The 23,148-nt window shown below is 35.1% G+C and carries 19 protein-coding genes; 10 read left to right on the top strand and 9 right to left on the bottom strand.

The genetic code is table 11. The features are described 5' to 3' along the window. The first annotated feature begins 133 nt into the window (after nt 1–133). On the top strand, nt 134–430 hold the full coding sequence (locus tag ACP6PL_RS21005; RefSeq protein ID WP_426547222.1) for a Mo-dependent nitrogenase C-terminal domain-containing protein: 297 nt from the start codon (nt 134–136) through the stop codon (nt 428–430). A gap of 248 nt (nt 431–678) precedes the next feature. Further along, nucleotides 679–975: a Mo-dependent nitrogenase C-terminal domain-containing protein gene (locus ACP6PL_RS21000; protein WP_426547222.1), complete on the top strand. Its 297-nt coding sequence runs from the start codon at nt 679–681 to the stop codon at nt 973–975. A gap of 23 nt (nt 976–998) precedes the next feature. Here the strand turns inward: ACP6PL_RS21000 and ACP6PL_RS20995 are convergent, their stop codons facing one another. Together ACP6PL_RS20995 and ACP6PL_RS20990 are read right to left on the bottom strand one after the other, a co-directional pair. Further along, nucleotides 999–2,072, bottom strand: coding sequence for a hypothetical protein (locus ACP6PL_RS20995; RefSeq protein ID WP_426547221.1), 1,074 nt, complete (start codon nt 2,070–2,072; stop codon nt 999–1,001). Nucleotides 2,073–2,555: 483 nt separating this feature from the next. Further along, nucleotides 2,556–3,479, bottom strand: coding sequence for an NAD(+) kinase (locus ACP6PL_RS20990; RefSeq protein WP_426547220.1), 924 nt, complete (start codon nt 3,477–3,479; stop codon nt 2,556–2,558). Nucleotides 3,480–4,072: 593 nt separating this feature from the next. Here ACP6PL_RS20990 and ACP6PL_RS20985 point away from each other — a divergent pair. Together ACP6PL_RS20985 and ACP6PL_RS20980 are read left to right on the top strand one after the other, a co-directional pair. Beyond that, on the top strand, nt 4,073–4,585 hold the full coding sequence (locus ACP6PL_RS20985; protein ID WP_426547219.1) for a putative quinol monooxygenase: 513 nt from the start codon (nt 4,073–4,075) through the stop codon (nt 4,583–4,585). A 149-nt stretch (nt 4,586–4,734) separates the two neighbouring features. Then, the gene (locus tag ACP6PL_RS20980; protein WP_426547218.1) at nt 4,735–5,316 is read left to right on the top strand and encodes a putative quinol monooxygenase; all 582 of its coding nucleotides are present in this window, start codon (nt 4,735–4,737) and stop codon (nt 5,314–5,316) included. Between the two features lie 157 nt (nt 5,317–5,473). On the opposite strand, the gene ACP6PL_RS20975 is transcribed toward ACP6PL_RS20980, so the two are convergent. The 3 genes from ACP6PL_RS20975 to ACP6PL_RS20965 all read right to left on the bottom strand — a co-directional run bounded on the left by ACP6PL_RS20975 (nt 5,474) and on the right by ACP6PL_RS20965 (nt 9,337). Then, nucleotides 5,474–6,109 (bottom strand): cytochrome c oxidase subunit 3, encoded by a 636-nt coding sequence (locus tag ACP6PL_RS20975; protein WP_426547217.1) that lies wholly within the window; start codon nt 6,107–6,109, stop codon nt 5,474–5,476. Nucleotides 6,110–6,365: 256 nt separating this feature from the next. Continuing rightward, entirely contained in the window at nt 6,366–8,129 is a 1,764-nt protein-coding gene (gene ctaD / locus ACP6PL_RS20970; protein ID WP_426547216.1) for a cytochrome c oxidase subunit I, read from the bottom strand. Between the two features lie 173 nt (nt 8,130–8,302). Next, nucleotides 8,303–9,337, bottom strand: a complete 1,035-nt coding sequence (locus tag ACP6PL_RS20965; RefSeq protein WP_426547215.1) for a cytochrome c oxidase subunit II — start codon at nt 9,335–9,337, stop codon at nt 8,303–8,305. A gap of 675 nt (nt 9,338–10,012) precedes the next feature. Between ACP6PL_RS20965 and ACP6PL_RS20960 the strand changes: the two genes are divergently transcribed. Both ACP6PL_RS20960 and ACP6PL_RS20955 read left to right on the top strand, forming a co-directional pair. Then, nucleotides 10,013–10,927: a COX15/CtaA family protein gene (locus tag ACP6PL_RS20960; protein WP_426547214.1), complete on the top strand. Its 915-nt coding sequence runs from the start codon at nt 10,013–10,015 to the stop codon at nt 10,925–10,927. A 408-nt stretch (nt 10,928–11,335) separates the two neighbouring features. Beyond that, nucleotides 11,336–12,322, top strand: a complete 987-nt coding sequence (locus ACP6PL_RS20955) for a heme o synthase (RefSeq protein ID WP_426547213.1) — start codon at nt 11,336–11,338, stop codon at nt 12,320–12,322. Nucleotides 12,323–12,425: 103 nt separating this feature from the next. Here ACP6PL_RS20955 and ACP6PL_RS20950 read toward each other — a convergent pair whose 3' ends face one another. Together ACP6PL_RS20950 and ACP6PL_RS20945 are read right to left on the bottom strand one after the other, a co-directional pair. Then, nucleotides 12,426–12,758: a DUF5615 family PIN-like protein gene (locus tag ACP6PL_RS20950; protein WP_426547212.1), complete on the bottom strand. Its 333-nt coding sequence runs from the start codon at nt 12,756–12,758 to the stop codon at nt 12,426–12,428. Then, nucleotides 12,755–12,979 (bottom strand): DUF433 domain-containing protein, encoded by a 225-nt coding sequence (locus ACP6PL_RS20945; protein ID WP_426547211.1) that lies wholly within the window; start codon nt 12,977–12,979, stop codon nt 12,755–12,757. The genes ACP6PL_RS20950 and ACP6PL_RS20945 overlap by 4 nt, the downstream gene beginning before the upstream one ends. A gap of 259 nt (nt 12,980–13,238) precedes the next feature. Between ACP6PL_RS20945 and ACP6PL_RS20940 the strand changes: the two genes are divergently transcribed. The 3 genes from ACP6PL_RS20940 (at nt 13,239) to ACP6PL_RS20930 (ending at nt 18,056) form a co-directional block, all read left to right on the top strand. Further along, nucleotides 13,239–14,531: an AAA family ATPase gene (locus ACP6PL_RS20940; RefSeq protein ID WP_426547210.1), complete on the top strand. Its 1,293-nt coding sequence runs from the start codon at nt 13,239–13,241 to the stop codon at nt 14,529–14,531. A 45-nt stretch (nt 14,532–14,576) separates the two neighbouring features. Then, nucleotides 14,577–15,824 carry a hypothetical protein gene (locus ACP6PL_RS20935; protein WP_426547209.1) on the top strand — a complete coding sequence of 416 codons (1,248 nt, stop codon included), beginning with the start codon at nt 14,577–14,579 and terminating at the stop codon, nt 15,822–15,824. Nucleotides 15,825–16,082: 258 nt separating this feature from the next. Continuing rightward, nucleotides 16,083–18,056, top strand: coding sequence for an ATP-binding protein (locus ACP6PL_RS20930; protein ID WP_426547208.1), 1,974 nt, complete (start codon nt 16,083–16,085; stop codon nt 18,054–18,056). 6 nt (nt 18,057–18,062) lie between these two features. Here the strand turns inward: ACP6PL_RS20930 and ACP6PL_RS20925 are convergent, their stop codons facing one another. Then, nucleotides 18,063–19,706: an ammonium transporter gene (locus ACP6PL_RS20925; protein ID WP_426547207.1), complete on the bottom strand. Its 1,644-nt coding sequence runs from the start codon at nt 19,704–19,706 to the stop codon at nt 18,063–18,065. Between the two features lie 217 nt (nt 19,707–19,923). Next, the gene (locus tag ACP6PL_RS20920) at nt 19,924–20,547 is read right to left on the bottom strand and encodes a TetR/AcrR family transcriptional regulator (RefSeq protein ID WP_426547206.1); all 624 of its coding nucleotides are present in this window, start codon (nt 20,545–20,547) and stop codon (nt 19,924–19,926) included. A 453-nt stretch (nt 20,548–21,000) separates the two neighbouring features. Between ACP6PL_RS20920 and ACP6PL_RS20915 the strand changes: the two genes are divergently transcribed. Then, nucleotides 21,001–22,887 carry an efflux RND transporter periplasmic adaptor subunit gene (locus ACP6PL_RS20915; protein WP_426547205.1) on the top strand — a complete coding sequence of 629 codons (1,887 nt, stop codon included), beginning with the start codon at nt 21,001–21,003 and terminating at the stop codon, nt 22,885–22,887. Nucleotides 22,888–23,148 lie beyond the last annotated feature (261 nt).

The following is a 23,148-nucleotide window of genomic DNA, read 5'->3' as shown; positions in this document are numbered from 1 at the left end:
GATTACTTTTAACTTTTGTACGGATGATTCGCGTTTACGAAGCATCAAGCATTCCGTAGGAAATCACTCCTACTAACTTTTGACTTACGCGTAGCGCTATAACAATATATTCAGAAAAATTGGAGGTATAAAAATGCAAACTACTACAAACAATTATCCTGAAAATTTAATTGATATTTTGCTACAACCTGGTCGCAACTTTATTAATGGGATAGATATTAATAATCCTGAATTCGCTCAAAAATTATGCCAATTAATTCCGGCTCAATGCCCTTTTGCCAGAGATGTTAAATTTTTGGGGCGTACAGTTTTAAAGATTCCACCTATGTGTAAATTGAATCCTTTTTACTATGAAATAATTAGTTTACGTTTTCGCGCTCTAACTTTCTTAGCTGATGTTTGTTTAGAAGATATTACTCCTTATTGTTAAATGGAATTTTCTCTAGGATGCAACAGGTAATTCAGTCATCCGAATTTTCTGTAATAGGGAGGCAGAAAAATCGGAAATTTCTTGAGTTATCTAATAATATCATGTTCGGATAATCAGTTATAAAAAACCTTTTTCCTTTAAACCAATATTCCCTTCTGCCTTCTGCCTTCTGCCTTCCTTCTTCCCAAGTGTAAGCATTCAACCGAACATGATATAACAATATATTCAGAAAAATTGGAGGTATAAAAATGCAAACTACTACAAACAATTATCCTGAAAATTTAATTGATATTTTGCTACAACCTGGTCGCAACTTTATTAATGGGATAGATATTAATAATCCTGAATTCGCTCAAAAATTATGCCAATTAATTCCGGCTCAATGCCCTTTTGCCAGAGATGTTAAATTTTTGGGGCGTACAGTTTTAAAGATTCCACCTATGTGTAAATTGAATCCTTTTTACTATGAAATAATTAGTTTACGTTTTCGCGCTCTAACTTTCTTAGCTGATGTTTGTTTAGAAGATATTACTCCTTATTGTTGAATGGAATTAAAAATTAACATTTTCTACTGCTGTAAAATTACTGCAACTTCCGGCAAAGATAACAACTTTTCATACAAAACATTAGCAAAAAATTCATTACCAAATACAGAATAATGCCCATCACCACCTAAAAATGCTGTTTCTACTTTTTCATTAGGCATTCTCTTTCTAAATTCAGCAATCAAATCAATATAAATTATATTACGTTTCTCTAACTCAACTTGGAGATATTGTCGCCAAAAATCCGATTCATTTCCATAATAGTCAGAACGAATCGGCAAATAAAGCACCACCAATTTACTATTTTTCTCTCTATTTATTTCTGCCAACTCCTCAAATATTTTCATAGCTATAGCAGGAGTTTGAGCAATATATTGACTATCAGTTTCCAACTTTCTCGGAAACAATGTTTGCCAGAAACCTAAAAATCTTAACTCTTGAATATATCTGCTACCTTCTGTAATTTTTGGAACTAAAAAAGAACCCCTAGGCACAGGAAAATTATGATTAACTAACTCGCCATTTTCTAAAGACAATAATGGTTTCCCATAACCCAAAGACTTTGCACGTTGCATCCGCACAAAATCATCAGTAATAAAAGCAAATATCTGAATATTATGCTCAAACTTACTACCATCACGTTTGTACCACAAATAAGCTTGGTCAACACCATATCCTCCTTGACCCATATTAATAGTTTGCAAACGCTGATTTATAGATGTTAATAATTGACACCATGTTTGATGGTTACTAACACCCCATCCCATTGTGAAAGAATCCCCAGAACAAATTATCCTAACTTTATTAGGGGGAATATTAATAGTAAAATCTTTGTTATTTCTGAATGATTGAGAATTTGTCCGAAAATATATCCCTTCACCATACATATTTGGAATATTCACATTAGGAATATTCACCCATCCTAATAGTTTATCATATTGAGTGTGGCGTATTTCACTCTTTGGTTGAACTTTACTAATTTTATTAAAAAGCAATAATATACTAGATAGACCTTCAACCAAACTTAATATAGTTACTAATAAAAGCAGATTAATTAAACCAACTTTGATGATTTTTCTGCTCTGAATAAATCCCATACTATACCAATTTGATAAATGTTTGCTACACTTTTTTGAGGAGATGAGTAAGGTAATGGGAGAGTAGGGGAGTGGGTGAGAAGTCAAAATAAAAATAATTAATATACTTCTCCAAAAATGAAAAATAAAATCAATTATTATCCATAAATTATCAATTGCTCTTTCCTATTCCCTGTTCCCTGTTCCCTCTTTTCTAGGGATGTCTAATACTAACTAGCTAATAATTATTAAACAGGTTATTGGCGGATGTTAATTACTTGATAATTGAGGTGTTTTCTAAGTATAGCATTACTTTTCGTAATGGGTATTACTATAAGCATTACAATTAGCTTTAGCTAAATAAATTTTTCCTCATTGAAACTACTTACAGCAGATTCGGTGATTAATGTCGCACAAATGACGGGATAAATATTTTTTACTTGTTCCTCTACTCCCTTACTCCCTTACTCCTCTCCTCCCCATCACCCCATCACCCTCATCTCCCTAACTACTCCGATGGTAATTTTGATACTTAATTCTGGCACCAGCCCATTGTAGTTTTTCTCTGAGAGTCTGGAAAAATGAATAATTTTCCCGCAAAATAATAAACTTAGCTTGACAATCCGCCATACGCACATCTACTCTTTGTCCCGGCCAAATAGCAGTACATAAGACTCCATCTGCCCAAAGTTTAGTAGTTAGATCATTTTCCTGTAAAGGCCAAACGCTGACGATAGAACGAGGAGGAAGTACAATAGGACGGCTAGAAAGGCTTAAAGGACAAATTGGAGTTACAGAAATGGAAGCCATACCAGCGTGCATAATTGGTCCATTAGCAGAAGCAGTATAGCAAGTCGAACCTGTGGGACTAGCAACAATTAATCCATCCCCTTGATATTGGTCTACAATCTCACCATCAACCTCTACTTCCAAAATAGAAGTAGGCATTCTGTCAGCAGAAGCAGGTTTAATACAAAATTCATTCAACCCTAAAAAGCGATCGCTTGCTGGTTTAAGATTTGAGCGATCGCCATCAAATACTGCTGACTGTAACATCATTCGCAGTTGTACGGCATAGCGGTCTTCAAACAACCTATCCCATACTTTCTCTGTATCCTTAAAATCTTCAAAATTTTCTGTTAAAAAGCCTAAATGTCCTCCTACATTGACTGCCAACATAGGAATACCTTCTGCTGCTAAATGTCTAGCGGCAGCTAATGCAGTACCATCTCCCCCCAAAACCACTGCCAAGTCAATCTTATGAGTGCTAGAGGCAAGAAAAACTGGATAAGGATTATCTTGTGGTCCACTTGGACCCATCAATACTTGACATCCTCTATGTTCTAATTGTCTAGCAGATTGTTCTGCATAATGGCGACTCATATCATCTCTGGCTTTATGAGCAATAATTACTCGTTTAATATCCATAGTTAATATTTTAGATTTTAGATATAAATTATAGCGCTATATACAAGTCAAAAGTCAAAAGTCAAAAGTCAAAAGTAATTTGTGACCAATTTTTTCCTAGGTCAATGCTCCGCAAATAGAATTTACCCATGTCCGCGCCTTAAATGCTTAGTCCTATAGGATAATTCCTGCATAAGTTGTCATTGTATAGCAATAGCCAATGGGTAATAGGGTTAGTATTTCTGAAAAATTTCTTTTTTCCTCTAGCATCTAGATGTTTTGATCGGATTTAGTATGGTTATCAAAAAGCTTATTTTTGTTGGTAAGTATGATTACTAAAGTGAATTTATTCTAATCATTATCGAAAAATTAATCAGTAGCCTACACAACTCTCATTTCAGGGCTCAGTTATCAGTACCTTGAGATGAAGTCAGAGGCTTGAAATAGTGAAGTTTCTTTTTTTTCATTCCCTTAAAAGGTGAGGATATTAACCTGATTTTTTGGTAATAGTGAAAAAAAAGCAAATATAGAAAAATTATTAATCTAATGACAACTTGATCTAAAACAGCTATAATTCGTATAGTTGTTGTGTATGTAATATAATTTCTAAACAAATGTTTTCTCACTGTAATAGTAGGTTCAAGTTTTTAGGGAAATCTGCTTTGCTGCTGTTACTAATCGGTTCTATTTATGGATGTGAAAAATTTGTTTATCACAGTAATATTGATAGTCCGGAAATAGCTTTAGCAAATGTAGAGTCAGGAAATAAATTAATAGCGCAGGTAATAGCACAAGATGGCAAAGGTACGGAATTTTCAGGCTTACCAATTTTAGCATCTTCAAGATTTGAGATTATCCCTGACAAACGAGAGGAATTTATTCAATTAATTAATGATATTATTCCCAAAGTGAGAACGAATTCTGGCAATATTAGCTATAGTTTGTACGAAGAGATTAATAATCCTAATTCTTTCCTGATTTTTGAAGAATGGAAGAGTAAAAAATCTTTGCAGAAATTTATAGCGACTGATGCTCATAAAACAAAAGAGCAGAAAATAAAGGAAATATCTGTTAAAGAACCTAGCTTTAAGATTCATCACTTTCAAAGTATAGATTTTCAACTTTAAAATTTGAATAAAGCTACAGATAACAGATAATGATAAGAAATATAATATAAATTTTTTGTAGCAAAATAAACCCTGGGTTTTTGCTATTTTTATATAAAAATTAGCGATATTTAAAATACCTTCAACAATTAATTGAAAGAGGAAATAATATGTTTAATTTTGAAAAATTTGAGCATAATATGAATTTAAAATCAACCAAACAATTGATGATTGGAGGGTTAATTTGTGGATGCTTACTTGGTTGTCAATCTCAGCTAGAAAATACAAATAGTACTGATAATTTATCATCAACACCAGTTTCAACAACAGAAACAACAGTCGCTAATAATAGTAATGAAAAACTTATATTGGCAAATAAAAAAAATAAACGAAAAAACAACCAAGTAAGTCAAGTTCCCATACAACCTCGAACAGAATTTATGGGATTACCTGTAGCACTATCATCAAGATTTGTTGTCAAACCAGAGAAACGAGAAGAATTTATCAAACTAGCTACAGAAGCTACTAAACAAACAAGAAAAGAACCAGGTAATCTTAGTTATAATGTTTATGAAGAAACTACTTATCCCAATTCATTTATATTTTTTGAAGAGTGGAAAAGTAGAGGTTCCCTTGATAAGCATTTAGCAACTCCTTATGCGCAAAGTATAGTAGACAAATTTAGTGAATTAGTAGAAGGTGAACCTAGTTTGAGAGTTTATTATATTGAGCGGACAGAATTCCGCCGTTGATAAATAAAGAAGGTCAAGGAAAAAAAAGGGGAGAAAGGAGAAAATTTTTTTATACTGAATTAAGCAGATATAAAAAAAAATGTAGGGATGTTCGATGGAATATCCCTACAAAGGTTTGAGCAAAAGTTGATATAATTTATCGACAGAAATATCTGGATTAAAATTGAGTCAAAAGATAAAGTAAAGTGAACAAAACAATCCAGATAATATCAACAAAGTGCCAATATATTTCTGCCATCTCAATACCAACGTGCTTTTCTTCATTGTAATGACCAGCACGACGGGAACGCCATAACACACCAAGAATTAGCAATACACCAACAAAAACGTGGAGACCGTGGAAACCAGTCATCACATAAAAACAGTTGGAAAATACATTAGTAGTCAGACCATAACCTAAAGTCATGTACTCATAAACCTGACCGCCTAAGAAAATGATCCCCATGATTGCTGTAACTAAATACCATAAGCGCATTCCGGAGATATCATTCTTTTTAATTGCAGTATCGCCCTTGTGAATTACAAAACTACTAGAAACCAGAATAATAGTGTTAATTGTCGGCAATAACAACTCTACCTCTGTTTCTTCAGGAGGCCAAACTCCCGCATTTGCTCGATAAATTAAATAAGCAGCAAATAAGCCTCCAAACATTAAAGATTCAGAAGCAAGAAACGTTAATAATCCAAAAACTCTTAAATCCTGATGCTCTTCGTGATGAGCAGCTTCTACTGATGGCGAATGAACTGAAGTATCAACTAAATTATTAGTTGTATCAATGGTTGAACCTTGCATAATCTTCTGTACCTAAATCAACAAAATTAATTTCTGAGGTTGGATATTTAAGTATTTAGTAACCTTGTATTAGTTTGAGTTAATTTATACCAATTCACTTTAAGGATGTCACAAATAGTTGAAAACTTTAAATGTTTAATAATTTGCTAAAACTATTGTATTGTCAAAGTTTTTAGTCTATCAAATGTAACTTCTGACTTCTGACTTCCGTGAAACGGTATTACCTCAACCTAATACAAAGTGTTATTACTTATACCTAATTTTCCCCTGGAGGATTCTGAGAATCACCAGAACCACTATATAAGGATGAAGAATCAGCTTCAGACACAGGCACACCTGTTTCCTTAACCTTGGAACTGGGTTGAGAAATCAGCTTAAACCGCTCTCGAATACCAAGAGTTTTCTTCGAGCCAAAATCATAAGGACCATAAGTAACCACTGGTAATACTTCCCAGTTTTCGATTATAGGAGGTGAACTAGTAGTCCACTCCAAAGATAAACCACCCCAAGGATTATCGCCAGCTTTTGGCCCATACATCCAACTCCAAACCATATTGATGAAGAATGGAATTACGGATAAACCAAGGATAATTGACCCATAAGTACAGATATGGTTGATAGATTCAAACTTAGGGTCATACATGGCAATTCGACGAGGCATTCCCTGTAAACCTAATTCGTGCATAGGTAGGAATGTCATGTTAGTACCAATGAAGGTGAGGACAAAATGAATCCGACCCCAGGTTTCGTTGTACATCCGACCTGTAATTTTGGGGAACCAATGATACATACCTGCATACAAACCAAACACTGACCCACCAAATAGAACGTAATGGAAGTGAGCTACTACATAGTAACTATCATGGACGTGAACATCAAAGGGAGCTGTTCCCATAGTTACGCCACTGAGTCCACCCATAACGAACATTGCTAATAAACCAATGGCAAAAAGCATTCCACTGGTGAAGCGAATTTTTCCACCCCAGAGAGTAGCTACCCAACTAAAGATTTTGACTCCTGTGGGAACTGCAACGATTAGAGTAGAGATGGTGAAGAACATCCGCATCCAAGGAGGAGTTCCACTGGTGAACATATGGTGTACCCATACGAACAAACCTACTACACAAATAGCAAGACTAGAATAGGCGATCGCCTTATAACCAAATATTGGTTTGCGGGCGTGAATAGGAATAACTTCTGAGAGAATGCCGAAAATTGGCAGAATCATCAGATAAACTGCTGGGTGAGAATAAAACCAGAATAAGTGCTGATAGATGACCACATCACCGCCCATCTCTGGTCTAAAGAAGCCGGTGCCAAAATTGATGTCAAATAATAACATTACCAAACCTGCTGCTAAAACAGGAGTGGAGCAGAGAGCTAAAACAGAAGTTGCGAGAATTGCCCAACAGAATAGGGGAAGCTGATCCCATTTCATGCTAGGAATTTTCATTTTCAGGATCGTGGTGATAAAGTTCAACGAACCCAGAATTGAGGATGTTCCCACTAACACAATACTGAGAATCCATAAAGATTGTCCAGCGTTATTAGTGATAATGCTCAATGGCGGATATGCTGTCCAACCACTTTGCGCTCCTCCTAAAGCTATACTGGCAATTAATAATGCTCCAGCAGGAGGGTTGAGCCAGAAGGCGATGGCGTTCAGGTTTGGAAACGCCATGTCTCTTGCTCCCACCATTAGGGGAACCAGATAGTTACCGAAACCACCAATAGCAGCAGGTACAATCCAGAGGAAAATCATTATCGTGCCATGATTTGTCAGGAAAGAGTTGTAGACATTTGGATCGAGAACATCTGGATCTGGTGTATAGAGTTCTGCTCTTAAACCCATTGCCATTAGACCACCGATCAGATAAAAGATGAATGCAGTAACCAGATATTGAATACCAATTACCTTATGGTCTATGTTATAGCCGAAGTAGTGATACCACTTCCAGGCTTCCGGATGTGGTTTTTCCGGTTGTGATTGAGTATCTAAAGGAATTTGTGTTTGTGTCATTTGAGTTATCGGTTATCAGTTATCAGTTATCAGTAACTCTTACTTTATATCGTAGGGGTTTGGTGACCAAACCCCTACCAAAATAAGAGTTTTGCCAATACTGATGGTAGAATTTTATTCTCCAAAGTAAAGGGATTTGATAGAACAATCAATCAAATCCTAGAAAGCTTTTTTTAGTGATAAGCTGAATGAATTTGATTTAATGTTTCGGAATCAATTCCTATCTCCTGAGAGTAGGGCGTAAGATATTCCGACTCTGATAAATCAGCAGTATTTACTGCTACAGCTTGATTCAATTGTGGCTTTTGAGCAAAAGTATTTTCTGCTATCCAAGCTTCATATTCTTCTTGGGTTTCAACAACAACAGTTGTTCTCATTGCTCCGTGGTAAGCACCACAAAGTTCAGCACAATAAACTGGATATACTCCTGTTTGACTAGCTGTAAAACGCAATTGGGTATCTTTACCAGGAATTGCATCTTGCTTCAGACGGAAAGCAGGTATCCAGAAAGCATGAATTACATCATTAGCAGAGAGATTAATTTGAATATCCTTGTTTACAGGAATATGTAATTCTCCTGCCATGACACCACTATCAGCATAGTTCATCAGCCAACCATATTGAATACCGGTGATATCAACTACCACATCTGCTTGCTTTCCTCCCTCTCCAGGAGTGGCTCCCAAACCATATTTGTTAGAAACTTTTTCAGCTACTTCTGTTGATTCCATACCTTCGGCATCTGCAATTAGGGGAGCAGCAATAGCAGCCCCAGGCATTTTCGCCACTTGCTGGTGAGATGAAGAATGATGATGGCTGATCATCATTGTACCACTTGGATCGAATCCACCCATCTGTCTGTATACATCTACACTATAAATGCCAAGACCAATTACAATTATGGATGGAATTGCAGTCCAAAATATTTCTAATGGTAAATTTTCTCTAAAACTTGCACCATCCCCATCATCTCCTTTGCGCCGACGAAATTTAATTACACAAAAGACAATTGTGCCTTCTACTACTAGAAATAGACCTGCTGCTATAGTAAACATTACGTCAAAAAATCCATCAACCAGAGGAGCTTGTGCTGAAGCTTGCTCTGGTAACAGACCATGATTTTGACCTGCCCATACGCTAATTATGGTGATTACTATACCAACTACTAAAGTTATTACTGAGACTGGTACTTTTTCTTTTTCTTCCATTTTACTTAGGTTACTTTCTTGTTCTGGTGAACTTAACCAAACTTACCCAAATTTCTGGTTTCAGTTTTGGATACTGCTTTGGTATTTCCAAGAAAATCAGGTTCCTACAGTTTATAAGTTATTCTCTCCACAAACTTAAAATCTATGGTAACTCTACTTAAATTAACTTGGTTTAATTAGGTTCAAAACTTCCCTGTTTTTAGTTTCAGTTGTTAACCATAGCCTAAGTTATAAGAGCCTGTGACTTGTTGTCATACTCAACTACTTAGCTTAAACTAACCATCTACCTATAACTAGATATAATTGTTACTTTTTAGGAATATTTTAGGTTCTCTCAATTTTATCTACAATTTCTCTAGGCAAAGTTTATTTTATTTTAACTATTGCACTGAAAAACTGCCCCATACTTTGACTGAAGAAAGTTAAAATTGAATATGTACTCTTAAATTTCATATTTTACTGGTTGGAAAAAGGAGAAAAAGTTAAAAATAAACTTTTTTGGAAGTTGGTAACATATACAGCAATAAACTGTGAAGAAAAATTAAAATCAGAAAACTTTCTAAAGCCAAACAGATATACAAATACTATCCTTTATAGTAACAAAAATCATTCACCTTTGTCGCTTTATCAATACTGAGTATTTTGTTAAGTTAGTAACAATAAAATGTAAAATTTATGGCCAACTCTGTTTTAAATAACAATGGAATTATTTACTCCCAATCTCCAGCACGGGAACGCATTCGTGCTTTAGTATGGAAACTATGTGTAGCAACCTTAATATTAATGGCTATTGGTAGTGCTACTAGAGTAATGAATGCAGGTTTAGCCTGTCCTGACTGGCCGTTGTGTTATGGTCAGTTAGTACCAATGGCACAAATGAACCTACAGGTATTTTTGGAATGGTTTCACAGATTAGATGCAAGTTTAATCGGTTTTGGAGCGATCGCTCTGATGGGTTTATCATGGTGGCATAGACAGGAACTTCCAAGGTGGTTACCGTGGGCATCGACTTTTGGTTTAGGTCTCATAGTCTTCCAGGGTGTGCTCGGTGGGTTAACAGTAACACAACTATTACGTTTTGATATTGTTACTGCTCATCTAGGTACAGCTTTACTTTACTTTATGACTCTATTAGTCATAGGTATGTCAATGATTCCATACAAAGGTACTGGCAACGTTGGTAAATTACCTTGGGTGGGATTAACTGCTGCTATTTTCGTCTATTTACAAAGTTTATTGGGTGGGTTAGTTGCTTCTCAATGGGCATTGCATCAATGTTTTGGCATTGCGGAACTTTGCACAGTAATGAACAGTCATCTTGCTGGTGTTGTTCCTCCGACTTTAGCAACATTAACCTTAGTAGTAATGGCGTGGCGCACCTCTGCTTTACATCCGCTGCTGCGAAAGTTAGCAAACTGGTCTGGTTTATTAGTATTAGCTCAGATTTGTTTAGGGGTTATGACTTTCCGGTTACGTCTGCAAATAGAATTGTTAACTGTGTCTCACCAAGCTATAGGAGCAGCATTATTAGGAACTTTAGTAGCTTTTACTGTTATTGCTTTACGCGATCGCCAAGTTGCAAATGCTTAATTGTTAATATAGATACAGTAATATACCCCTCTTTTGTGAGTTATTAGATTAGAAACCTTAGCTGTATCAGAAGTAATCTAAAGATGACCTGTTATAAGAAACCTGGTTTGTTGGAGGTTAATGGTAGGGACGTTTTGCTGCGCAACATGAAACGCATTTTTGTTATGCAATGTCCGTACAAGAGCATTTAATACAAACCCGGTTTCTATGTTTTGTTTTTTACACCGATATTACCGGAAATGAGACTTGATATAACCTAGATGCGTAGTGCTATACAAGTAACTAAATTTTTCAAACTGGCTAACATCAAAAATTAACTGGCACTAAGATCCGTTTTTATATTGCCGATAAACTTTAGATGACGGAAATAATAACCAGTTTAAACAGAAAATTAACAAATAAGAATCCATGCAAGAAGTTATTTCTCATAGTCTTCCACGACGCCATGACAATATCCTACAAGTAATTAAAAGCTATTATCAACTCACAAAACCCCGCATTATTCTACTGCTACTAATTACAACTGCAGCGGGAATGTGGTTGGGTGCAGAAGGAGAAGTTTCTCCCCTTCTATTATTCATTACATTAATTGGTGGAACTTTAGCTTCTGGTGCAGCTAATACTATCAACTGTATCTACGACAGCGATATTGACTATATTATGGAGCGTACTCGCTGGCGTCCTATTCCTTCTGGGAGAGTGCAACCCCGTCATGCTCTGATTTTTGCATTAACCCTGGCTGCTACATCATTTACTTTGCTGACAGTTTTTGCTAATTTACTAGCTGCATTGTTGGCAATGTCTGGAATAGTTTTTTATGTTGGTATTTACACTCACTGGTTAAAACGTCACAGCGTTCAAAATATTGTAATTGGTGGTGCTGCTGGTGCTATTCCTCCATTAGTAGGTTGGGCAGCAGTCACAGGAGAATTAAGTTGGGCAGCTTGGTTACTGTTTGCAATCATTGTTGTCTGGACTCCTCCTCATTTCTGGGCTTTAGCAATTTATATTCGTGATGAATATAAGGAAGTGGGCGTTCCGATGTTACCTGTAATTGAAGGAAATGAGGAAACAGCTAGACAGATTTGGGTTTACACTCTGATTTTGATTCCGATGACGCTATTGCTAGTTTATCCATTACACGCAAGTGGAGCAGTTTATGCTGTATTAGCGACTTACCTTGGTGCAATTTTTATTAAAAAAGCTTGGCAGTTGTTACAAGATCCTTCTAATAAAGATGTAGCGCGATCCCTGTTTAAGTATTCTATCTACTACATGATGTTATTGTGTTTAGTAATGGTAATTGACAGTTTACCTTTTACTCATGGAATTACTACTGCTCTAGTGGATAATTTGCAAACTTTTGTTGGTGGTGTAATGGCAATGTTATCTTAGTTTTAATTAGACAATATAATTTTGTTTTAGGTGGGCTTTTGCCTGCCTTTTTGTTTGACAATTTGTAGTTTGACAAATAGCAAATATTATGTTATCAGGAAAATTAATATATAACTAAAACTGAATTACTAGCATCTTGACTCAAAGCTACAATATCATCATACCGAGAACGTAAAAGTATCTCAATTTGAGATGTTGTGCAATTTCCCACCCTAATCCAGATTAACTTAGGTGGAAAACCAAGCAAAATTACCAAATCATAAAAATCAGCATCTTTAGTGACAATAATATATTGATTATCGCGAGCATATTGCCAAACATCTCGATCGCTAGCTTGGTCTAATCCTAAAAAATAAAGATGACTAGAATGTGGATAAATATCAGCTAAACGCGAAACCAAACGAGGGGATAAATTATGGTCGAATAAAAGTTTCATTTGGGTACTATTAAAGTTTGTTGTTCCCGTTCAGCAGCATAGCTAAGACAAGCTAAAATATCCTGTTTTTTTAAATAGGGAAAATCTTCTAATAATTCTTCATAAGTCATCCCCGCAGCTAGATAGGAAAGTACATCGTAGACAGTTATTCTCATACCTCGAATACAAGGTTTTCCACTGCGTTTTCCTGGTTCGATAGTAATAATATTTTGTTCTGACATATTTAGTTGATAGATTTGGTTGATTAAATTATTATTGTATTTCTTAATTATTTGAGTTGTAATTAAACAATATAATTTTGTTTCAGGTAGGCGTTTTGTCTGCCTTTTTGTTTGACAATTTTTAGCTTGACAAATCTTTACAAATATGGTAATGAGATAATTAATTAATCTAGAAGATGTCCAAGATTTAGCGACCCTAAATATTTTGATATAATTGGAATTTATAGTCAAGCTGAAAGTCAAATAATTTATCTAAATTATGCCACGAATTGAATTCTTTCCGACTAAACCTGTTCGTCCAGACAAGTTTGTTGACAGAAAATCTGAACTAGACAAAATTTGTGACCAAATTAATATTCGCGGTCATGTAGCTATTTACGGTAGTTATGGCATGGGTAAATCATCTTTACTCAACTATATAAAATCTCGTAATTTTTGGGATGAAAAAGGATTAGATTTTTCAGAAGCTTTGATTGTTTATTACAACTGGGATGGTTCATTTACGCCAAATAGTTTTTGGCAAAAAGTATTAGAAGAGCTAAGAAATGAAGCTGAAGGTGATGCAGAGTTACAGGGCAAGATTAACGATTTGTTAGCAGAAAGAATAGAGATAAGAAACATACGTCAGATACTTAGACACATTGGGAAAAAAGATAAATTTTTATTATTGCTATTAGACGACTATCATGGAATACTTGGTACACAAGAAGACTATGTTAATAACCTGGAAAAATCTAGAGAAATGCAGACATTTTTAAGTGGGTTGCGTAACCTAGCAGTTCATAGTACAGAAGGTCAATATTTCTCAACAGTTGTTGCTGCATTCCGAAGATTGAATGAGTTAGGTCCAGAGCTTCCTCGTGGTGGTTCTCCTTGGTATAATCATTATCTATATGTAGATTTAAAACCTTTTAGTCGGGAAGATATTGAGCAATATTTTTTTACTCCTAATCAGGATTTTTTTATTTCTATTCCCGACAATATTCAGAAAGAAAAAGTGTTAGAAATTACTGGTCGATATCCAATCTTACTTCAACACGCAGGTCATATATTTTATCTATTTTCTCAATCAAAGCGAGATATTGATATTAATATTTTTAAAGAAGAATTTAAAAATCAAACAGAACAGATATTTAAGGATATATGGAGAGATTTGACGACTGATGAACAAAACCTTTTGCAGTTAATTGTAATTGACAATTTAAAAGGAGAGGTGAATGGAAAACGTTATTCTGTTGATGATATAGATAAAGTATTTGATAGAAATAGTTATATACTGACAACTTTGGAGCAAAAAGGTGTTATCTATAAGAACCCAGAGCAGGATAAATATAATTTTTATTCTTCTTTAATGCAAGATTTAGTTATTCAAGAATTTGCTCAAAATATTTCAGACCCTAAAAAGCTTGAAATATGGTTTGATAGATTTGGAATCAAGATTATTGCTCAACAAGTAGATCGAGCAAAAGAAACTTTACCATTTGTGATTAAAATTGTAAAACCTATTATCAAACCATTCTTAGGAATTTTCAGTCAATCAAAAGATAAATAATAGTGCAAACCTAATCGAATCTAGTTCTTAATGATTTGAAATTCAATGACTTTGATTAAAAATCCTTACACTATTGGTCGCCCAATTTATACTCCAGAATACTTATTTCGACGAGAAATAATAGTAAGTTTTATTCAAGAGCAACTTACTTCTAAGGCAAAGGTAATGGTATTGCATGGACAAAGACGTATGGGCATGACTTCCTTTGTGAATTATATTTCTCGGTCTGTTAGTGTAGATGGATTTATTTTTGTTCCACTTTCTTTAGAAGATAAACATCACTATTCTTTGGATGAAATCTTGTATGACTTTGCTAGGGATATAGTTGATTGGTTGGGAATATCTGGAAGTACAATAACTATTCCTAGTCAGGAGGATTTAAAAGTACAGCCAAGACTATTTGTTAGGATTTTTTTACAACAGATATCTGATAGGTTAGAAGGAAAAAATATAGTTCTACTCCTAGATGAGTTTGATGTTCTGTGGGATGATACTTGTAGTGAAATTAATCCGTTTATCAACTTCTTAATTTCTCTAATTCATAGAGAGGAAAAAATATTTATTGTTCTTTTTTTAGGAAGACAAGGAAATAGTCTGGAATTTATAAGTGATTTGTTTGGTGGAGAAGTACCTCACCAAGAATTAGGATTACTTAATAAGTCTGATACTGAAAGTTTAATTACTAAGATTGCTGAGGGAATTATTGAATATGAACCAGAAGCAATTGAGGAAATTTGGGAATTGGCAAGTGGACATCCTTACTATACTGAACTACTGTGTTTTAAATTATTTCAACAGGCTAGAAATCTAAACCAATGGAATGTAACTCGCCAGGATATAAAAGGGATTATAGATGAATCTTTAGAAATAGGTGAAGCTGCTTTTGTATCCACTTTAGAAGTTTTATCTGCTATAGAAAAATTAGTCCTATATGCAGTAGCTGAAGCTCAAAAAGAGGCTACAAAATTATCGAAATCAAATATTGTTAATCCATTAGGGATATTAGAAAAGCATCATGGAAAGCTTACAAAAAAAATGAAAGAAGAATTAACTAAAGCAGCAGAACATTTAGTTAATTTGGGATTTTTGCAAAAAATAGGAGAACAAAAATTAGGAAAAAACGTAACCCCTATCTATAAAGTGAAAATTGAATTACTTCGACTTTGGTTGTTAAAGAGAGTTTCATTAACAGCAGAAATAGAGACAATAAACGAATTATTTCGTCAAAAATCTTTTCTCGATAAAATTAGGAATAGTGGCCTGGGAAAATGGATGCGATCGTATAATAATTAAACAACCAGAAATATCTAATTATTAAGGTTATAATCATGATTTAGATGGGTAAAAATTTTATACAATTGGCCTTTTTATACAAAAAACTAAAATGTTTGCTACTTATGTATGCCTTTGAAAAACTTTTCTTTATTCTGAAAGAAGGCTAGATTAATGAAGTGTTTTGTGTGAAGAGAAATCATCTGTAGCATCAATTTTATACTTCATATTTACTTGACTGATAGTCTCTAATATTTTATAGGTAAATTTTGATTTTTAATGAATACAACCAATAACTTCACAGGAAATCCTTATATTTTTGGTGTGCCAATTCGTAACAAAGACCAGCTATATGGCAGGAAAAAAATTATTGAAAAAATAGAAAATAATTTCAGAAATAATCAAAAAATAACTTTGTTGCACGTTCAACGACGTATTGGTAAAACTTCATTGATAGATTGTTTACCTCAATTAATTACTGAGGATCAAGGCTTTAAGTTTGTTGATTTTTCACTTCAAGGATACGAATATAAACCAATTGACAAAATACTAAATGATTTGGCAGATAGAATTGCTGAAGTTATTGGTATACTTCCTAATGAAGTAAGAGAATTAGTTAATCATTCAGAGACATTTTTTATAGAAGAATTTTTGCCAAAGATTATTAATAAGTATTTACCAGGTAAAAAACTAGTTCTCCTTCTAGATGAGTTTGATATTTTAGGCAAAGATGAAAAGATGCCTGCGGGAAAAAACTTATTTAATACGCTAGAAAAGGCTGTTGAGCAAGAAGAAAATCTATTTGCAATTCTAGTTTTTGGCAGGCCAGTAAAAGATATGACTTATCTGAAAGAGTTCTTAAAAAAACAAACTCCAATAGAAGTTGGTTTACTAAATAGAAAGGATACAGAACAACTGATTGTTCAGCAAGCTCAAGGAATACTAAAGTATGAACTAGGTGCAATAGAGGCAATTTGGCAGTTATCAGCAGGACATCCTTCTTTGACACAACTGCTATGCCGTAATATTTTTGCATATTATCGAACACAACCAACCAAACAGGTTGTTTCTAGGCATATAGAATTAATTTTAGAGCAAACGATGCAAGAGGGAATATATGTATTTGAAGGTTTTCTACAGCCTTTGAATAAACCTGAAAAGTTATTTTTTCGTGCAGTAGCAGAAATTCAAGAAAGAGACATCGACCCACTAAAAATTATAAAACAAACTAGAGAAATAACAACACCAGTTTTAAGGCACGCAGGAGAACGTTTAGTGGAATATGGCTTTTTAGAAAAACTAGAAAAACAAGGTACAAGTTATAAAATCAAAGTTGAATTAGTCCGGCGTTGGCTTTTAAAAAATTACCCTTTATCTGACGAGGAAAGACTACCAATACAGGAAATTTATCAAGCAAATCAAAATATAACTGAAACAAACAACAATGGCGGAATGCCTACTCAAAATGGAAACAATAATTCTCAAGGACCTAATCAAATTTATAAGTTTTTCTCTTTATTGTTAGTACCTGTAATTTTCATTACTCTTATTGTCATATTTATCATGAGAGCTACAGAACCTCCTCCTATATGTAATGATTTACCAAAGGAAATAGACAGTAAAATAGGATCAGGAACTTCAGAAAAGCTATTAGAAACCCTAAATAAATTTAGACAGGAGAAAAGTTTGATTCAGCAATGCCCTAATTTCAATGAAATTGAGGGAAAATTTTATGAATTACTTCACAAGTATGGGGAGGAAGAAGTGAATAATAAAAAAATTGATACAGGCATAAAAACTTTGTGCTCTATTCCCGATAAATATGCAAAAAAAACTCAAATTAAACAATATATAAACAAGTTAATTGCAGCAAATAGTAGCTTGTCTATAGAAGAAAAAAGAAATTTCATTAATGAAATTTTTAAACAAAATGAAGGAGGAAATAAATGTCCTGCCTATTCACTTGAGGATGAAACAAACAAAAAAAATTTGATCCAGCAATTAAAGCCAATAGATAAGTTTTATGACGAAGAAGCAAAAAAACAAATCCGTAACAATAATTACCAAGAAACTGTTGAGTTATATTGTGAAATATCAGAGCATTATCTTCAACTTCCTCAGATTAAACAACAACTAGAAAACTGGTCTAAAGATAAATTTGAGGTGCTTATATTGCGCCAAGACAGAGAAAAGATAATCAGTACACTTGGGAAAATCGGTAAAGATAATTGTCCAGCATATCCAGATATTTAGTTAAAATTACTCATCTCTAGAATTTTTAGGATTTACCCAGAAACCATCACTCCCCTCTTTTTCTTGTGTAGGTGTTACTCTGATTCCTTGTCTAGCTATCCTATAAAATTTTGCCAAAAAATTTCCTTTTTTAGATGGCTTTCTGGAATTGCCAATAATCATATCAAAACTATATAAAATTAACCCAATAATTACCCAGACTATCCAACTGAGAACAAAAACAACAGTAAAAACAATTAACCATCCTAATATTTGGTTTCCTAGTTGCCCTAAAACATTATCATTCTTCTGATATACTTCAGTACCTTGAAGACTCAAAGATACTGCTAAAGTACCCCAGCATCCGCAAAAAAGATGAACGGGAATAGCTCCTACTGGATCGTCAATTTTCCATAACCTCAACAGTAAGCTACCTAAAGTAACAATGAATCCACTAACAGCACCTATGAGAATAGCAATAGGAACATCAATATAAGCAGAAGAAGCAGTTACTCCAACTAAACCACCTAAAATACCGTTAATCAGCGATAAAAGTTCAGGTTTTCCTGTTTCTGGATTATTTTCAAATATTTGAGACCATAAAGCAGTTATGGGAGTAGATAGTATGGCAACTATACCACCTGTTGCTGCGGACATTATAGTTGTTATTATGATATGACCTACTTCTCCTAGATGAGTGGTTGAACCACCATTAAAACCCAACCAACCTAACCAAAGAATGAAACATCCGAGAGTAGCAGATGTTAAGTTGCTTGAGTAAGTAAAATATTTTTGGTTCTCAAACTTATCAGGCAATGGTTCCCGTGGTTCACGATCATCTAAATCTTTTTGGGGGTCATATCCAAAGCGATTCCATCTTGGTTTCAGTAGTATAGCACCTGCTAAAGCAGCAGTTCCTCCCACAGTATGAACAACAGTAGATCCTGCAAAATCTTTAAAATGAAATGCTTGTTTGAGCCAACCATATTCTGACCATACCCAATGACCTATAATAGGGTATAAAAATCCTACCAACATAAAACTAAACCAGAAAAATGCCCAAAAACTAATCCTTTCTGCTACTGCTCCAGAGACAATAGTAGCTGCAGTAGCAGCAAATGCTAATTGAAAGAAAAATATAGATGCTATAGAGCGATTTTCCCATTTACTCTGTAAACAAGAAAATCCTTCTTCTGGAAAACCCAGTGGATTCTCCTCTTTTTTTGGCAGCAGAATAAATTGTGACTTTTGCTCTGACTTATTATATTCGGTTCTAGGAGTAAAATGTCCCAGATAGCTCACTACTTTTTGGTTATTTTGATTATTTTCTATACAAGAATTTGAGCGATCCCCAAACATAAAACCAAAACCAAACATCCAAAAGGCGATCGCTGCTACACAAAAAACAATTAAGTTTTTCGCCAAGACATTAACAGAATTTTCACTGCGACATAAACCCGCTTCCAACAAAGCAAAACCAGCATTCATAAAAAATACTAGAGCGCCAGCTAATAATAGCCAGATATTGTCTACTGCTGAAAAATTACTTTCCCTACTATCACCGTTAGCTAAAGCTGTTTGGCAACTTATCAAAACTACGATAGTCGCCAAAAATAAACAGACATACCTAAAACGTGAGAACCAGTTTTTATTTGTCGATTTCCCTAACATTAAACCTCCTTTAATAATGGATAATGGATAATTATTTTTGAGCGTAATTATCAATTATTAATTATAGCGATCGCCCCTGACAAAACCAACCACCTTGGAAGAGCGATCGTCTTGAGTAAAACCTATTTTCTTCTAAAATCAATTATCGGCGTTTTATTTATCAACTCTTTCCCCTACTCTCTACTCCCTACTCCCTCTTTTCCGGAGATGTCTATTATTAAGCACTAATTCCATAACTTATAAAAGTCACAAGACGCTGCACAAGTTCATCAATATCTTCAACTAAATTATCCTCACTAAATATTTCTGATTGCTCCATTTGATTCAAAGTGCGCACTAGCATCGCAACTACTAAATCAAGTTTCCACTTCAATTCTGTAGGAGATTGATGGGGTAGCACTTTTGTTAGTATGTATAGAAATCTTTGTTGACTGTTTCTAAATTCTTGCTCTGCTAGTTTCTGGACTGGGTAGGGTTCGGCACGACAACGCCCCATAAATTGTGCATGAATCCGACATTCCTCCGATCCCTGTTGAATCATCTGTAGGGGAGGGGTGATAAAAGCTGTGAAAATTTCTGGCACTGAAGGGAGGTTATTTGATTCTTCTAGAATTGTCAGTTGTCGTAGTTGTTCTTCGACAATGGGTTGTGCTACTCGTCGGACTACTGCACTAAATAGTTCTTCTTTGGAGCCAAAGTGATAATGGATGGCAGCTAAATTCACGTCCGCCTCTCGAATTATGGCTCTTAGTGAAGTTCCGGCAAAGCCTAGAGAGGCAAATAGTTTCTCGGCAGCATTGAGAATTTGCTCCTTTGTATCAATAGTTGAGTTTTTACCCATTCAATCTTGTATTTGTTTTCCAGAATACGCAGCTTTATTTGATTTAATCATCAATCAGCTACCCTTGCAATTATTTTAAACGTATGTTTTAATTTTAGTAAATCAAACGACTGTTTTAAAAATCCACTTTTATTCTAAGTTAACCAAAATATGGCCATATAGAATTCAGAATTTAGAATTTAGAATTTAGAAGTTAAATTCTTGCTCTGACTCAATTTGAGAGTAGCGAGAATGTCCTAATGGTAGTGACACTTCTATATATTTAAGCTAGAAACTGTTTATAAACTAAACATTAAATCTTGAAAAATCTGTAGCTAATAGCAAATCAAAGTCAAAAGTTAAAAATAAAAGGTCAAAAGTCAGGAGGCACAAAGTTAAACTCTTGCTTTGACTCAATTTGAGAGGCGCAAGACTAATAACTGAAATGACAAATAATCTTCAAATGACAAACCAATGACAGAGAAAAAATTGTTAGACTCTAAACCCTATGAAACAAATGGTAGAGTAGAAATCCTAACTGATGAGATAGAAACTTTACCAATTCAATCTGAGACTGCCAACTTCAAACCAAAAGGTAAAGAAAAGAAATTGATTGGGATTAGCCTCCTAGTAATTATTTTGGCAATAACTTTTGGCAGTCTAAAATTTCTCCAGAATCAAAAGATTTCTACTAAAACCACCTCAGAAAATTCTCTTCCCAATATTCTGTCTGTTCAAGCTATCCCGGTAAAATTAGTCAATTCCTACTCAGTTTCTCAAAGTTATACAGGAATTGTAGAAGCTAAACGAACTAGCGAACTAGGTTTTGAACAATCCGGTTTACTTCAATCTATATATATAGAAGAAGGAGAAAAAGTAACCAAAGGACAAGCGATCGCTCAACTGGACACTAGCCAAACAAAAGCCCAACGAGCAGTATTAACAGCCCAGAAAGAAAGAGCGATCGCCAACCTGAAAGAACTACAAAGGGGACCGAGGATAGAAGTTATTGCAGCGACTCGCGCATCCCTAGCTCAAGAACAAGCCAAATTACAAGAATTGCAAAGGGGACCGAGGATAGAAGTTATTGCAGCGACTCGCGCATCTCTCGCTCAGGAACAAGCCAAATTACAAGAACTGCAAACGGGACCGAGGATAGAAGTTATTGCAGCGACTCGTGCATCCCTAGCTCAAGAACAAGCCAAATTACAAGAATTGCAAACGGGACCTCGTACCGAAGATATCGAAGCAGCGCGTTCGGCACTATTAGACTTAGAGGAACAAGTAGAATTAGCTGAAATTAGAGAAAAAAGACGTGAAGGACTTTATGAAGAAGGAGCAATTTCTCAAGAACAACTTGATGAAGCTTCTACAGAGACTGATACTCTGAATGCTAGATTTGAGAGAGCGCAGAGTGAATTAGCAAAGCTACAAACAGGAACTCGCTCGGAACAAATAGAAGCTCAAAAAGCTAGAGTTCGTCAGGTACAAAGTCAGTTAGATGAACTTATTGCTGGCACTCGCATCGAACAAATAGAAGTTCAAAAAGCTAGAGTTCGTCAGGTGCAAAGTCAATTGGATGAACTTATCGCTGGTACTCGAATCGAACAAATAGAAGCTCAACGAGCTAGGGTGCGTCAGGTGCAAAGTCAGTTAGATGAACTTATTGCTGGAACTCGAATCGAACAAATAGAAGCTCAAAAAGCAGAAGTTAAACGTTTCGAGGCACAAATTTCTGAAATTGATGTTGTTTTGAGAAAAAGTATTATTTATGCTCCTTTTTCTGGGACTGTTTCTGTGCGTAATTTAGATGAAGGAGTTGTGGTTAATGCTGCCCAGAGTGTTGTGCGTTTTGTGGAGGGTGGTGACAGGAAAGTTCGGGTTGGGGTGCCACCAAGTCAAGCTAGTCGTTTAAGAATAGGTAGTGTGGAGGAAGTAAGGGTGGGAGAGAAAACTTATAGTGCAAAAGTTTTATCAATTTTACCAGAGGTAGATTCTACAACTCGGACTCAAAGTGTAATTTTGGCACTACCGCAAGCTGTTGCTCCGGGTACTGTTGTTCGTTTGGAACTTAATCAGATTGAAAGTGCCGAGGGATATTGGTTGCCAACTTCTGCTTTGATTTGGGGAGAGCGGGGGTTATTGGCTTGTTTTGCTCTGGTTTCTCCCCAGAAGTCAGATTTGGATTTACCTCTGGGAACTTATCAGACTGAAAAACGAATGGTTGAGGTTTTGCATACGGAGGGCGATCGGAGTCTGGTGCGGGGAGTATTACAACCGGGAGATTTGGTTGTGACAACTGGAACTAATCAATTAGCTCCTGGACAGTTTGTGAAGTCAGAAGTTAGAAGTCAGAAGTAATTTTTGACTAATTGTCGATCGCCTCTCGCAATGACGCAGTAGTGAACTTGTCATTGCGAGGCGGTAATCCAACAGTTAACTTTCTGCAGAAAGCATTAACTTAGCCGAAGCAATCTCATAACGCCAGGAGATTGCCACGGGGGCTTAATGGTTGGCAAGAAAAAATAATTGCTGTTCCCACCCCCCTCGCAATGACATAGTAACCATCATTGCGAGGCGGTAATCCAACAGTTAACTTTCTGCAGAAAGCATTAACTTAGC

Source organism: Dapis purpurea BLCC-M126 (assembly GCF_050015975.1).
Classification (GTDB): Bacteria; Cyanobacteriota; Cyanobacteriia; order Cyanobacteriales; family Microcoleaceae; genus Trichodesmium.
This window is presented reverse-complemented; position numbering and strand designations above follow the sequence as displayed.

What these genes read in the sequence shown, in the direction of transcription:
- ACP6PL_RS20940 (WP_426547210.1), top strand. Translation starts at nt 13,239, where the DNA reads ATGCCACGAATTGAATTCTTTCCGACTAAACCTGTTCGTCCAGACAAG.
- ACP6PL_RS21005 (WP_426547222.1), top strand. Translation starts at nt 134, where the DNA reads ATGCAAACTACTACAAACAATTATCCTGAAAATTTAATTGATATTTTG.
- ACP6PL_RS20975 (WP_426547217.1), bottom strand. Translation starts at nt 6,109, where the DNA reads ATGCAAGGTTCAACCATTGATACAACTAATAATTTAGTTGATACTTCA.
- ACP6PL_RS20950 (WP_426547212.1), bottom strand. Translation starts at nt 12,758, where the DNA reads ATGAAACTTTTATTCGACCATAATTTATCCCCTCGTTTGGTTTCGCGT.
- ACP6PL_RS20935 (WP_426547209.1), top strand. Translation starts at nt 14,577, where the DNA reads ATGACTTTGATTAAAAATCCTTACACTATTGGTCGCCCAATTTATACT.
- ACP6PL_RS20955 (WP_426547213.1), top strand. Translation starts at nt 11,336, where the DNA reads ATGCAAGAAGTTATTTCTCATAGTCTTCCACGACGCCATGACAATATC.
- ACP6PL_RS20930 (WP_426547208.1), top strand. Translation starts at nt 16,083, where the DNA reads ATGAATACAACCAATAACTTCACAGGAAATCCTTATATTTTTGGTGTG.
- ACP6PL_RS20980 (WP_426547218.1), top strand. Translation starts at nt 4,735, where the DNA reads ATGTTTAATTTTGAAAAATTTGAGCATAATATGAATTTAAAATCAACC.
- ACP6PL_RS20985 (WP_426547219.1), top strand. Translation starts at nt 4,073, where the DNA reads ATGTTTTCTCACTGTAATAGTAGGTTCAAGTTTTTAGGGAAATCTGCT.
- ctaD (WP_426547216.1), bottom strand. Translation starts at nt 8,129, where the DNA reads ATGACACAAACACAAATTCCTTTAGATACTCAATCACAACCGGAAAAA.
- ACP6PL_RS20925 (WP_426547207.1), bottom strand. Translation starts at nt 19,706, where the DNA reads ATGTTAGGGAAATCGACAAATAAAAACTGGTTCTCACGTTTTAGGTAT.
- ACP6PL_RS20915 (WP_426547205.1), top strand. Translation starts at nt 21,001, where the DNA reads ATGACAGAGAAAAAATTGTTAGACTCTAAACCCTATGAAACAAATGGT.
- ACP6PL_RS20920 (WP_426547206.1), bottom strand. Translation starts at nt 20,547, where the DNA reads ATGGGTAAAAACTCAACTATTGATACAAAGGAGCAAATTCTCAATGCT.
- ACP6PL_RS20945 (WP_426547211.1), bottom strand. Translation starts at nt 12,979, where the DNA reads ATGTCAGAACAAAATATTATTACTATCGAACCAGGAAAACGCAGTGGA.
- ACP6PL_RS20960 (WP_426547214.1), top strand. Translation starts at nt 10,013, where the DNA reads ATGGCCAACTCTGTTTTAAATAACAATGGAATTATTTACTCCCAATCT.
- ACP6PL_RS20990 (WP_426547220.1), bottom strand. Translation starts at nt 3,479, where the DNA reads ATGGATATTAAACGAGTAATTATTGCTCATAAAGCCAGAGATGATATG.
- ACP6PL_RS21000 (WP_426547222.1), top strand. Translation starts at nt 679, where the DNA reads ATGCAAACTACTACAAACAATTATCCTGAAAATTTAATTGATATTTTG.
- ACP6PL_RS20965 (WP_426547215.1), bottom strand. Translation starts at nt 9,337, where the DNA reads ATGGAAGAAAAAGAAAAAGTACCAGTCTCAGTAATAACTTTAGTAGTT.
- ACP6PL_RS20995 (WP_426547221.1), bottom strand. Translation starts at nt 2,072, where the DNA reads ATGGGATTTATTCAGAGCAGAAAAATCATCAAAGTTGGTTTAATTAAT.